The sequence below is a fragment of the Bacteroidota bacterium genome (assembly GCA_018692315.1).
Taxonomy (GTDB): domain Bacteria; phylum Bacteroidota; class Bacteroidia; order Bacteroidales; family JABHKC01; genus JABHKC01.
The window spans coordinates 1-12,640 of the sequence record JABHKC010000028.1 but is presented as its reverse complement, the minus strand read 5'-3'; the positions used below and the strand labels follow the sequence as shown (position 1 = coordinate 12,640).

At 31.6% G+C, this 12,640-nt stretch carries 11 protein-coding genes; 9 read left to right on the top strand and 2 right to left on the bottom strand.

Going from position 1 to position 12,640, the window contains the following annotated elements; all coding sequences use genetic code 11:
- Positions 1-8: 8 nt before the first annotated feature.
- The 4 genes from HN894_02345 (at position 9) to HN894_02330 (ending at position 3,582) form a co-directional block, all read left to right on the top strand.
- Positions 9-209, top strand: a complete 201-nt coding sequence (locus tag HN894_02345; GenBank protein MBT7142150.1) for a DUF2007 domain-containing protein — start codon at positions 9-11, stop codon at positions 207-209.
- Between the two features lie 2 nt (positions 210-211).
- Positions 212-1,057, top strand: a complete 846-nt coding sequence (locus HN894_02340) for a phosphatidate cytidylyltransferase (GenBank protein ID MBT7142149.1) — start codon at positions 212-214, stop codon at positions 1,055-1,057.
- Between the two features lie 40 nt (positions 1,058-1,097).
- A complete protein-coding gene (locus HN894_02335; protein MBT7142148.1) occupies positions 1,098-1,760 on the top strand; it encodes a phosphatidylserine decarboxylase family protein in 663 nt (220 codons plus the stop codon).
- A gap of 115 nt (positions 1,761-1,875) precedes the next feature.
- On the top strand, positions 1,876-3,582 hold the full coding sequence (locus HN894_02330) for a M3 family oligoendopeptidase (protein ID MBT7142147.1): 1,707 nt from the start codon (positions 1,876-1,878) through the stop codon (positions 3,580-3,582).
- Positions 3,583-3,594: 12 nt separating this feature from the next.
- Here the strand turns inward: HN894_02330 and HN894_02325 are convergent, their stop codons facing one another.
- On the bottom strand, positions 3,595-4,158 hold the full coding sequence (locus tag HN894_02325) for a rhomboid family intramembrane serine protease (protein MBT7142146.1): 564 nt from the start codon (positions 4,156-4,158) through the stop codon (positions 3,595-3,597).
- Positions 4,136-4,438, bottom strand: a complete 303-nt coding sequence (locus tag HN894_02320) for a spermidine synthase (protein ID MBT7142145.1) — start codon at positions 4,436-4,438, stop codon at positions 4,136-4,138. The genes HN894_02325 and HN894_02320 overlap by 23 nt, the downstream gene beginning before the upstream one ends.
- Positions 4,439-4,456: 18 nt before the next feature.
- Here HN894_02320 and HN894_02315 point away from each other — a divergent pair, with 18 nt between their 5' ends.
- From HN894_02315 to HN894_02295, 5 genes are all read left to right on the top strand, one after another.
- Positions 4,457-5,551: a 4Fe-4S binding protein gene (locus HN894_02315; protein ID MBT7142144.1), complete on the top strand. Its 1,095-nt coding sequence runs from the start codon at positions 4,457-4,459 to the stop codon at positions 5,549-5,551.
- Between the two features lie 104 nt (positions 5,552-5,655).
- Positions 5,656-6,429, top strand: a complete 774-nt coding sequence (locus tag HN894_02310; GenBank protein ID MBT7142143.1) for an AMP nucleosidase — start codon at positions 5,656-5,658, stop codon at positions 6,427-6,429.
- A 175-nt stretch (positions 6,430-6,604) separates the two neighbouring features.
- Entirely contained in the window at positions 6,605-9,880 is a 3,276-nt protein-coding gene (locus HN894_02305; protein ID MBT7142142.1) for a helicase, read from the top strand.
- 9 nt (positions 9,881-9,889) lie between these two features.
- Positions 9,890-11,350, top strand: a complete 1,461-nt coding sequence (locus tag HN894_02300) for a hypothetical protein (GenBank protein MBT7142141.1) — start codon at positions 9,890-9,892, stop codon at positions 11,348-11,350.
- 176 nt (positions 11,351-11,526) lie between these two features.
- Positions 11,527-12,552 carry a hypothetical protein gene (locus HN894_02295; GenBank protein MBT7142140.1) on the top strand — a complete coding sequence of 342 codons (1,026 nt, stop codon included), beginning with the start codon at positions 11,527-11,529 and terminating at the stop codon, positions 12,550-12,552.
- The last annotated feature ends 88 nt before the right edge of the window (positions 12,553-12,640 follow it).

Here is a 12,640-nt window from a genome sequence, read left to right as displayed (position 1 = left end):
AACATAGAATGGAAAAAGATTTAAAACTGGTTTATTCAACTAACAAAAATTATCAAGCAATAATAATTCGAAATTTGCTGATTGACAATAATATAGATTCGAAATTACTCAACAAAAAAGACTCATTGATACCAACTATAGGCGAACTTGAAGTATATGTGGACAAAAAGGACGAGAAAAAAGCGAAATCTATAATAAAAGAATTTTAGCTTTGAAAGATATTGTCCTACGATCAATTACGGGATTGATTTTCATTTCTCTCGTTATTGGCAGTATTTTGTTTAGCAGCCATACCAACGGGTTTAGCTTTGGTTTTCTTTTCTTACTATTCACTATTTTAGGAACTGTAGAATTTTATCAATTGTTAAAAAAACAAAAGATTTATCCCCAAACAACAATTGGAACAATTCTTAGTATCTCGATTTTTACAATAAACTTTTTGTTTGCTTTTCGCTTTTTTGAAAATTCCACTATATTTCTTCTCCTTTTTCCAATAATAACAAGCATATTTATTTTTGAACTGTATCGCAAACAGAAGCAGCCCTTTCTAAATATTGCCTACACTTTTCTTGCACCTGTTTTCATAGGAATACCATTTGCTATTCTCAATTATTTAGTTGCAAATTTCAATGGCCAAGAAATAGTGCATACACCAAATATTCTTGTAGGATTCTTCATTATTTTATGGATATATGATTCTGGAGCTTATGTTTTTGGCGTAAGTTTTGGAAAACACAGGTTGTTTGAGCGAATATCGCCAAAAAAATCGTGGGAAGGATTTATTGGAGGTAGCATAGTTGCCATTTCTGCAGCTAACGTGATTTCGGTTTTTTTTACTGAATTAAGATTATTCGATTGGTTAATAATTTCTGCAATAATTATAGTTTTTGGCACATTTGGAGATTTGGTAGAATCCCTGCTAAAAAGGGAACTAAACATTAAAGATTCTGGCAATATTTTACCTGGTCATGGAGGAATATTGGACAGATTCGATGGTATTTTTCTTTCAGTTCCAATAATTTTTGCTTATTTGCAGATTGTTAGAATTGATATTTGAAATAACTTATTTTATCTGCGAGTTTCTAAAAAATAGATAAATGAAAATACATAAAGAAGGCTACAATATTTTGCTAATTTTTTTCATAATAATTTCTATAATTGATTTGCTGTTATTTTATTTTGTGCCTAACGAGATAATTGTTGTACCCATTATCATTACTGTTATTTCAGCAATTTTCTATTTTTTCTGTATCTATTTTTTCAGAGTTCCTGATAGAAAAATCGAAGCCAACGACAATCTAGTAACAGCACCCGCCGATGGTAAAATTGTTGTAATAGAAAAAACCGACGAGCCTGAATATTTCAAAGAAAAAAGAGTACAAGTTTCTATTTTTATGTCTCCCTTGAATGTTCATATAAATTGGTTTCCGATAAGTGGAATTGTGAAATATTGCAAATATCACAAAGGAAAATATTTACTGGCATGGCATCCTAAATCTTCAATACTGAACGAAAGAAACACCGTTGTTGTTGAGAATAATTCAGGTAAAGAAGTTTTGTTCCGCCAAATAGCTGGCACAGTTGCACGCCGTATTGTTTGCTTTACTAAAGAAAATCAGAAAGCAATTCAAGGCGATCTGTTCGGGCTAATAAAATTTGGTTCCAGAGTAGATATTTTTCTTCCGGAAGATGCAAAAATAAAAGTCGAAATAGGACAAAAAGTTAGTGGGAATAAAACTGTGATTGCAAATTTCGAATAGCAGTTTTTTATCTTTTTTTTCAATATCTTATAAGTATTTTCTGATACGAAAATATCAATAATTGCAAAAATCCTGAAACTTTTGCTTCAAGTAGGTTTATAAAATAAACAAAAACATGACAAACAAAAAGAATCGAATCTTCATTTCAAAAAATCTAATTATTGATTCATGGGATAAATTAGAACCATACTTTTTAGATTTAAAAGAAAGAAAAATTGATAGTAAAAATAGTATCGAAAAATGGTTAGCAAATCGTAGCGAATTAGATGCTGTTCTCGAAGAAGACCTTGCCTGGAGATATATAAAAATGAATTGCGATACCACAAAAGAAGAGCTTTCCGATTCGTTCAAGTTTTTTATTTCAGAAATTGAACCAAAAGTTTCGGAATGGTCTAATGTGCTCGACATTAAATTTTTAGAATCGTCTCCAGAAAATTCTTTAAAAGAAAAAAAACATAAAATTCTGATAAGAGCAATTCAGAAGAAACAGGAAATTTTCAGAAAAGAAAATATTCCGGTAATAGCAAAAATGCAAGAAGAGGAGCAAGAATACGGGGTAATTGCTTCGAAAATGACAATTGAATACGATGACGAAGAAATGACTTTGCACAAAGCTGCTAACTTTTTGAAAAATGTCGATAGAAAAATTCGTAGTAAGGTGTACGAATTGATAAACAATAGAAGATTGCAAGACTCTGAAAACCTTAATAAATTACTGTCTCGTTTGATAAATAAAAGGCAAACAATTGCAAAAAATTCAGATTTCTCTGATTATGTAAATTATAAATTTGCTGAATTAGGAAGATTTGATTATTCGATTGACGATTGTCTGAATTTTCATAAATCTATTGCAAAAGAGGTGGTTCCAATAATAAATTCTTTGCACAAAAAACGTAAAGAAACTTTACAACTTGATAAACTTCGTCCGTATGACTTGGATGTTGATGTCAATCTTCAACCAGCTTTAAAGCCTTTCGAAAATAGCAATGAACTAATAGACAAAACCATTAATTGTTTTTCCGAAATAAACCAAAAATTTGGTGAATACATCCGAATAATGAAAGAAAATCGGTTTTTAGATTTGGAGGCACGAAAAGGAAAAGCTCCAGGCGGTTTCAATTATCCTTTATATGAAAGCAATATCCCTTTCATTTTTATGAATGCTACCGGAAACATTCGCGACCTTGAAACTATGGTTCACGAAGGAGGACATGCAATTCATTCATTTTTAACAAAAAATCTGGAACTTGTCGATTATAAATCTTTGCCATCAGAAGTTGCCGAATTGGCTTCAATGTCGATGGAGCTGATTTCTATGGAATTTTGGCATCATTTTTTCGACTCTCACGAAGATTTGAAAAGAGCTAAACGTACCCAATTGGAAGGAATTATCTCAGTCTTGCCATGGGTAGCTACTGTCGATAAATTTCAATCTTGGCTTTATCAAAATCCAAATCATAGCTTCGAAGAAAGAGAAGAAAATTGGACTAGAATTTTCAAAGAATTTGCCGGAACTGAAATTTCATACGATGGGTATGAAAACTTCCAGTCGAATCTTTGGCAGAAACAATTGCACATTTTCGAGGTGCCATTTTACTATATCGAATATGCAATTTCACAGCTTGGCGCGATTGCCATTTGGCGAAATTTCAAAAAAAATCCGAAGCTTGCATTAGACAAATATCAAGAAGCCTTAAAATTAGGATATACAAAAACTATCCCTGAAATATATGAAACTGCTGGAATAAGATTCGATTTTTCGGCCGAATATGTGAGAGAGCTTATGGAATTTGTAAAAAGTGAACTTGAGAGTTTAGGATAGTGATAAATAGGCTCATTCATTACTGTCTGCATCAAGCTCTTCATTCTTAAATATATAAGCCAAAATAATCCCAGCAATTGCTCCAAAAAGATGTCCTTCCCAGGAAATACGAACTTTTGTGGGAAAAATACCCCAAAACAATCCGCCATAAAAAATTACAATTGCCACAGCAATTACTATAGATTTGAAATTCTTGCGGAAAAATCCATTTGCAATTAAAAAAGCTGCAAGACTGTAAATCAGTCCACTGGCTCCTACATGATAAGACGAGCGGGCAAAAATCCATACTAAAATTCCACCTCCCAAAATTGATAGAATCACAATTTTTGGAGCTACGTTTTTATAGAAAATAAGCATAGTTAGCAAAAGGAAAAACACCGGCAAAGTGTTAGACACTAAATGAAAAATATTGGCATGAAGAAATGGCGAAAAAAATATTCCAATTATTCCTTTCGCTGTTCGGGGGGAAATGCCAAATCTGGTTAATTCAAATGGCAAAATGAAATCAATTAGCCAAATTGCCCATAAAACTACAATAAATAAGAACGAAAATTTAAGATTTTGCTTTAAGTTCATCAATCCATAAATTTAGTTTAGAAATAAAAATATCATTCATTTTTTTATTACAGCCCGACAATTCTATGTAGGTTTTGTTTTTCTCCGGAAAAGTATGAATTGCAAGATGACTTTCAGCTAATAGCCACAAACCAGTATATCCTTGTGGTTTGAAATGATGATCGACCTGTGCTAAAATATTATATCCTGAAGCGTTAAGAATAGAATTAAGTTTTGTGTTTAATAGCTCAGGTTCAATTACTTCAATCCATTTTGTATAATTAAATATCAATTTATTCATGTTTCAAAAATAATAAAAATGGGAATAAGAAATGTCCTAAATCTTAGTATTTTTGCTTTTGTGAATATGAATGTAGTCAAATATCGGAAGATTATTGTTTTCTATTTTTCGGGAACAGGAAATGCGAAACGAACATCGCAATGGATAGTTGAAAAAGCAAAAAAAATTGGCATTGAAAGCAAGCTCATAAATATTGCAAACTTCACTGAAATTAAAAAATTAAGCTTTTCAGAAAACACAATTATTGGATTTTGTTATCCAACCCATGGATTCAATGCTCCTCCAATAGTCTTGAAGTTTTTAGTAAAGTTCCCAAAAAGCAATACAGATATTTTTTTGATTAACACACGGGCAGGCATGAAATTGCATAAAATTTTCACTCCCGGAATTAGTGGGTTTGCTATAATTTTACCTGCAATAATACTTAAATTGAAGGGCTACAGATTAATTGCATCTCGTCCACTTGATTTGCCTTCAAACTGGATTTCCTTTCATCCTGGTCTAAAAGAAAATGTTATTCGTTCAATTTTTGCAAGATGCCATAACATAATTGACAAATTTGCTGATAAAATTTTTACAGGCAAAAAGATTTATCGTGCATGGTTCGATTTGCCTATAGATATTCTGATTTCACCAATTTCTTTAGGATATTATATTATTGGTCGGTTCGCTCTTGCTAAAACATTTTTTACAAATGATGCCTGCAACAAATGTGGCATCTGTGCTGAATTTTGTTCGACAAATGCCATAAAACTTATTGATAATCGTCCGTATTGGACATTCAATTGCGAAAGTTGCATGAAATGCATGAATAGTTGTCCGAAAAGAGCTATTGAAACTGCTCATATATTTACATTTTTCCTTTGGTGGATAGCATTTTCAGTTGCTCCATTATATGTTTTTAAATTTATTAAAAATGTCCTTAATTTTAGATTCCATTATTTAATTAGTGAGATAATTTATTGTATTGTTGGAATTATTATTATTTGGTTGAGCTATTATTTCTTGCATTTTTTGCTTAGATATAAATATTTCAATAAAATTTTTCAATACACAGCATTAACAAAGTACAAATTTTGGAGACGTTATAAAATTCCTAAAAATATTGAATAAACTAATTGTAATTATGAATTAATTATGCATTTCTATTTTCAAATCTCCCAATCCTCAAATCCTCATATCTTTTTATTATTTTGCAAAAAATTAAATAGCTGAAGATGAAAACAAAAAATGAAATTGTAAAAAACTGGTTGCCACGATATACCGGAATTCCAATATCAAAATTTGGAAAATATATTTTACTAACAAATTTTCAAAGATATGTCGAATTGTTTGCTTTATGGAAGAATGTCCCGATAGACGGTATAGACAAGGCAATGCCAAATGCAACTTTTGAAGATATTACCATTATCAATTTCGGAATGGGAAGCCCAAATGCTGCAACAATAATGGATTTGTTAAGTGCCATACCTCCCAAAGCCACGCTATTTCTTGGCAAATGCGGAGGCATTAAGAAAAAAAACAAACTTGGCGATCTCATTTTGCCAATTGCAGCCATTCGTGCCGATGGAACTTCCAATGATTATTTGCCACCTGAAGTGCCGGCACTACCAGCATTTAGTTTGCAAAGGGCAGTTTCATCAACCATTAGAAATTACAAACGAGACTATTGGACAGGAATGGTTTTCACTACCAACAAACGAGTTTGGGAATACGACGAACGTTTCAAAAAATATTTGCATAAAACTCGATCAATGGCAGTTGATATGGAAACTGCCACTATTTTTAGTGTTGGCTTTTACAACGAAATTCCGAGCGGGGCGCTTCTTCTTGTTTCCGACCAACCAATGATTTCGTCCGGAGTAAAAACTACCGAAAGCGACAATGAAGTTTCACGAAAATTTATACAAGACCATTTGAAAATAGGAATTGACTCTTTGCTCCAAATTTCCCAAAACAAAAAATCTGTTAAGCATTTGAAGTATATGTAATTAACGAAAAATTGATATTTTTGTATTATATTTATTTTCATAGAAAAATTAGGTTTATTCCAATTATATAATGAAGAAAAGAGATTGAATTACAATTTATCCAATCAGCAATAATTACGGACTCGGAGAACCTAAATTATTTAAAAGACTGACTAAATGAAACATTAAAGACTTTATGAGCACTAAATTTTTTACAAATAACAAGGACAATACTATTTTTCAGAAATTCAAAGGAATTTTTGTAAACATGAAAGACATTTATGCATTTCATGCGGTTGTTGGATATTTTAGGTCATCTGGATATTTTGCACTTCAAGAATATTTGAAAGAGATAGAGGACGTTAAAATTTTGGTGGGCATTAATGTTGACCAAATGTTTGCCGAAGCTCAAAGAAAAGGACTTTTATATTTTGGAGATGAAGAAAAAACTAAAACGGAATTTCTAAAATGGTTTATTCAGGATTTGAGAGAAGCAAAATATTCTGAACAAGTTGAAAATGGAGTTTTAGATTTCATACAAGACTTGATTGATGGCAAAATAGAAGTCAGAGCTCATAACTCAAAAGCAATTCATGCAAAATTTTATCTGTTCCTACCAGAGAAATACACTGAACATTCAGATGGTTGGGTTATCATGGGTTCTTCAAATCTTACAGAAGCTGGATTAGGAATAAAGAAATCGCCAAACTATGAACTAAACATTGCACTGAAAGATTATGATGACGTAAAGTTTTCAAATGGAGAATTTGAAAAACTTTGGGAAGAATCTACTCCAATACTACCAGCAGACATACAGGACTTCAAAAAGAAAACACATATTGGACAGGAATTTACACCATTTGAAATATACATGAAATTACTAATTGAATATTTTGGAGGAAATATTGATTATGACCCTGATACTGTTGGTGATTTGCCAAAAAGCTACAAAAAATTGAGTTATCAGGTTGATGCTGTAAATCAGGGCTTTCAGATGTTAATGGAACATAACGGATTTTTCCTTGCAGACGTGGTTGGATTGGGGAAAACGGTTGTTGCCTCAATGATTGCTAAAAGATTCTTAATTGCAAATGGTTCATTAAACACAAAAATATTAGTTGTATATCCACCTGCAATTGAAAAGAATTGGAAGAGTACTTTTAGGTTGTTTGGAATTGACAGGCACACTAAATATATTACGAATGGAAGTCTTGAAAAAATATTAAAAGGTGATGACTTGAATTATTGGGCAAAAGAAGACTATGACTTAATCCTTGTAGATGAAGCCCACAAATACAGAAATCATACTTCAAAAAGTTTTGGGTTTTTACAAAGAATCTGCAAAGCACCAAGAAATGGAGATGGATTAGTGAAAGCTAAAAACAAAAAAGTAATGTTAATTTCTGCAACACCTCTAAATAATAGACCGCAGGATTTATATTATCAATTACTTTTATTTCAAGATGCTCGTAAGAGTACTTTACCAGTTACAAACTTACAGTCATTTTTTGGTCCTATTATTCGAGAATATAGAGATATTATTAGAGAAGACGAACCTAATATCAAACAGATTAGAGAATTATACAATACAATTAGAGAAAAAATAATATCACAAATTACTGTACGTAGAACAAGACGAGATTTAAAAAATTACCCGAAATATATTGATGATTTAAAAGATCAAGGAATAATCTTTCCTGAGATAGCACCTTTGAAACCTGTTATTTACAATTTAAATACAAAATTAAGCAAGCTATTTTATCATACAGTTTTCTATTTAACCGATAGAATAAACTATTACAGATATCAGGCAATACGATATTTGAATGAAGATTTAAGAGATACATATTACGACCAAGCTGTTTTGGTTTCAAAATCATTGGCAGGTATTATGAAAACGCTTATGATTAAAAGGTTGGAAAGTAGTTTTTTCGCATTCCGAAATACCCTTAAAAATCTTTTGACTTCAACAGAACGAATGATTGAAATGTTTAATAATAACAAAGTTCTTATTGCCCCAGATTTAAACATAAATGAACTTATTGAAAAAGGATTTTCGATGGAGGACATTGAAAACATGATTATTGAATTGAACACAGAGAATCCAAAGAACAACATATTTGCATCAGACGACTTTGAGCCTGAATTTTTAGATAATTTAATTAAAGATAAAAAGTTACTGCAAGAGCTATTTAATGAATGGGAGCAAATTAAGGAAGATCCCAAATTAGACACATTGTTTGCAGAAATTGATAATGAATTGTTTAATAAAGACATTAATCCAACTGGTCAATTAATCATATTTACCGAAAGTAACGACACTGCAAATTACCTTGCTGAAAAGTTAGAAGATTATAAAGGAAAAGGAATCTTAAAAATCTCATCAAAAAACAGAAAGAAAATATTTGAAACAATTCAAAAGAATTTTGATGCTAATTATATCGGTAAAAGAGAAGATAAGTATCAAATTTTAATTACTACAGATGTACTGGCAGAGGGCGTAAACCTACATCGTGCCAACGTTCTTATAAACTATGATACTCCCTGGAATGCAACACGATTGATGCAAAGGACAGGAAGAATTAACAGAATTGGTAGTGTTGCTGGAGTTGTTTATAATTTTAATTTTTATCCATCTCAGCAAGGTGATGAAGAAATAAAACTACAAGGATTTCATTCTGCTTTGGGAGAAGATGCACAAGTATTTACTCATGAAGAGTTAGTTGAACAGTTTGAACTGTTTAAAGAAGGAATACCAGATGAAGAAGACAAACGCTTACTATATTTACGTTTCATTAGAGAATTTAAAGACAATAATCCAAAAGAATTTAAGAGAATTCAAGAGTTTCCTTTAAAAGCAAGAACTGTTAGGAGTAATAAATTCGCCAAAGATGATGAAACAAAAAATGCTTCTTTGATTTTCTTAAAATCTCCATATAAAATGGAATTTTATAAAGTGGACGAAGAAGACAAAGTTTCATCTTTAACATTTCTTGAAGCTGCAAATCTTTTTGAAGCAAAAGCAAGCGAACAAGGATTAGATATTCCAAAGATTCATTATAAACACGTTCAAGCTGCCTTAAACGAATTTGAGCAAGACTTTTTAGGTTCATCAGACGAAATGGTTACCACTACTGATAAGGCAGATGCCATTTCGGCACAGGCTAAAAAGTTTTTACGTGATTTTAAATCAATTACCCGTAAAGAGATAACAAAAAATGCAAGTACCGCTTTGATGGACCTGATTGATAAAGGAACATTCACACCGCTTCCAAATGAAATTAGAAAGCTAAAAAGAAAACTTGATAAAAAAACGGTTTCATACGGACAAGCGGACAGCCTAATTATTGCAATAGCTCAAAAATATGAGGCATTTGAAGACGAAGAGCAAACAGAAACTTTCAATATAGAAATTGAAACAAATATTGCACCTGAGATAGTAATAACAGAAACTTTTATTAATCTTGAATAACAATAAATAATGAAAAATTGGATTGATAAAGCAGTTAATTATTTAGATAAAAGTTTGGGGAAAGTACCTCATGAGCTAAATGAGATAGACTGGAAAGAATCGTTATCGCCGAATAATAGAAAATTAAAACAGCATATCTGTGCATTTTCTAACTTGCCGGGTGGTGGTTTTTTAATATTTGGAGTTGATGATAAAAAAGTTGCTCCTATTGGAGTAACACAAAGAGATGCTAAAGCAATCGTTGAAAAATTAGCATCTCTTTGTCGTAATGGTGTTGAACCTCTTGTAAGTATTGACCATAGTGTAGAAGCTTATAATAATGTTCAATTACTATTTGTTTATATTAAAGAAAGTGCAGAAAAACCAGTGCATATTTCTGGGAAAACGATTGAAGAGTCATTTATTAGAAGTGGAGGAACTACCCGAATAGCTTCTCGCCAGGAAATTGGTGCATTAATGTTAAATAGCAAAAATCCAACTTTTGAAGAGCTTCATGTTTCAAAGCTTATCAATGAAATAGAAGTTATTACCTTATTGGCCTATGATGTTATTTTAGAACTACTTAAGAAGCCTATCCCTACTGATATTAATGAAATTGTACTCTGGCTTGAAGATGAGAAAATGATTAAGAATGTTGACGGTAAAGGATTCTATATTACTAATTTTGGTGCTCTTTCAGCAGCTAAGAATATTAATAAATTTGATGGCCTAAGCCGCAAATCAGTTCGTCTCATTAAATATGAAGGAAAAACTAAAATATTCGAGAGTAAAGAATATCCAGGTTCAAAAGGTTATGCTGTGGGATTTGAAGCTTTAATCAAATTTGTAAAGGGCTTATTACCAGGGAGCGAAGTTGTGAAACACGCACTTAGAGAAGAAACTTCTGTTTATCCGGAAATTGCTTTACGAGAATTAATTGCAAATGCTCTAATTCATCAAGACTTTACTATTCGAGGCACAGGACCGATGATAGAGATATTTGAAGATAGAATAGAATTTACAAATCCGGGGAGACTCCTACCAACTAAGAAAATTGATAGGTTGATAAGAACAACACCTGAATCTCGAAATGAAATTTTAGCAGCAGCTTTTCGCAGATATAATATTTGTGAGGAAAGAGGCTCCGGTTTTGAAAAAGCAGTTACTGCGATTGAATTGTTTGGACTTCCTCCACTTAAATTCGAACAAGGAGAGAACTATTTTAAAGTTACTATGTATGCACTTAGGACTTTTGCAAAAATGACCAATAACGAAAGAATAGAGGCTTGCTACCAGCATAGTATTATTCAGTATTATGGCAATGAAGGCTTTAACAATGCTTCACTTCGTAAAAGATTTGGTATGCACGATAAACAAGCACCTCAAATTTCGAAGCTTATTAAAGAAGCTATTGATGCCGGAAAAATTAAAGTAAAAGATCCCGAAAGTGAATCCAAAAAATTTAGTTTATATATACCTTACTGGGCTTAATGTTTTATTTAATTCAAAAATGAAAAAAATGTTTATCAGGTTGATTATCAATACGTTTTTATTTAACTCGGATTCGGAAAGATATAAGAGTTTAATTAATTACAATTTCGAAAACAATCTTATCGTCCTGAGTATCAATGCATTTTTATTTAACTCGAATTCGGAAAATTAAAATTATGGACAAAAAATATTTATATAAAATTTTCTCCAAAGCTTTTTATCAATTGGAATGGATAAAAGTTTTAAAAGATGTGTTTGGAGCAAGTCAATTACTGGTACAGCCAAATCATATTATGCTGCCAAGTAATGATAGAGCAAAAGCAGCTTATGAACTTGGTAACTTCACTACTTCTGATGATAGAATTATAGGTTTATACAAAATTGAACTGAATGAAGATGTTTGGTTAGAGCGTAATAAAGTTGGTTTGCGTGAATTACTCCGAAAGGTTTATGACTATGATGTTGATGGTGCAATTATCGTATTTGAGCAAAGTAAAAAATGGCGTTTATCTTTCGTATCGGAAATCAAAATCTTAAATGATGAAGGCGAAGTAATAAAACAAGCTACCGAACCCAAACGATATACTTATTTGCTTGGCGAAGATGAAAAAGTAAGAACACCATCGGATAGACTTAGCAAACTTGTAGGCAAAACACTTACTTTAAACGATATTCTTGAAGCCTTTAGTGTTGAAGCCTTAAACGAAGAATTCTATAAAATAATAGCTCACTATTTCTATCAATTGATTGGTGTCAATATTGGGAAAGGCAAAAAAGCTACTGATTTTGGAGATGGTATTTTGCACTTGCCAAGTGTACCCAAAACAAATAAGTTAGTTTATCAGGAATTTGCAGTAAGATTAATTGGTAGAACAATTTTTTCGTGGTTTTTGAAAATGAAAAAATCTGATGCCGGCAAGGAACTTTTACCGGAGGATTTGCTTTCTTCAAAAGCTGTTAAAAACAATTCAAACTATTATCACAGCATCTTAGAACGGGTTTTTTTCCAAACCTTAAATACTAAAATGGAAAATAGACTTGGTGGATTGCCACAGGGCTGTGAAATGATTCCTTTTTTGAATGGTGGCTTATTTGAACCTGATTATGACGATTATTACAAACCAAACAAAGCAACAGGTATTTCAGAAAATTTAACCTGCATAATTCATAAAAACAAGCAAAATGATGTTAATATTCTGTAATACAGACAAATGCAAGCTTTGATAAAAAACATTAATTTTTTAAATAAAAATGGAGTTCATGTATATTTTTTTCCAATAAGTTACTATC

Bases quoted from the DNA above. Each gene is read 5' to 3' on its own strand.
- HN894_02335 (MBT7142148.1), top strand. From the start codon at position 1,098: ATGAAAATACATAAAGAAGGCTACAATATTTTGCTAATTTTTTTCATA.
- HN894_02330 (MBT7142147.1), top strand. From the start codon at position 1,876: ATGACAAACAAAAAGAATCGAATCTTCATTTCAAAAAATCTAATTATT.
- HN894_02325 (MBT7142146.1), bottom strand. From the start codon at position 4,158: ATGAACTTAAAGCAAAATCTTAAATTTTCGTTCTTATTTATTGTAGTT.
- HN894_02345 (MBT7142150.1), top strand. From the start codon at position 9: ATGGAAAAAGATTTAAAACTGGTTTATTCAACTAACAAAAATTATCAA.
- HN894_02320 (MBT7142145.1), bottom strand. From the start codon at position 4,438: ATGAATAAATTGATATTTAATTATACAAAATGGATTGAAGTAATTGAA.
- HN894_02315 (MBT7142144.1), top strand. From the start codon at position 4,457: ATGGGAATAAGAAATGTCCTAAATCTTAGTATTTTTGCTTTTGTGAAT.
- HN894_02300 (MBT7142141.1), top strand. From the start codon at position 9,890: ATGAAAAATTGGATTGATAAAGCAGTTAATTATTTAGATAAAAGTTTG.
- HN894_02310 (MBT7142143.1), top strand. From the start codon at position 5,656: ATGAAAACAAAAAATGAAATTGTAAAAAACTGGTTGCCACGATATACC.
- HN894_02295 (MBT7142140.1), top strand. From the start codon at position 11,527: ATGGACAAAAAATATTTATATAAAATTTTCTCCAAAGCTTTTTATCAA.
- HN894_02305 (MBT7142142.1), top strand. From the start codon at position 6,605: ATGAGCACTAAATTTTTTACAAATAACAAGGACAATACTATTTTTCAG.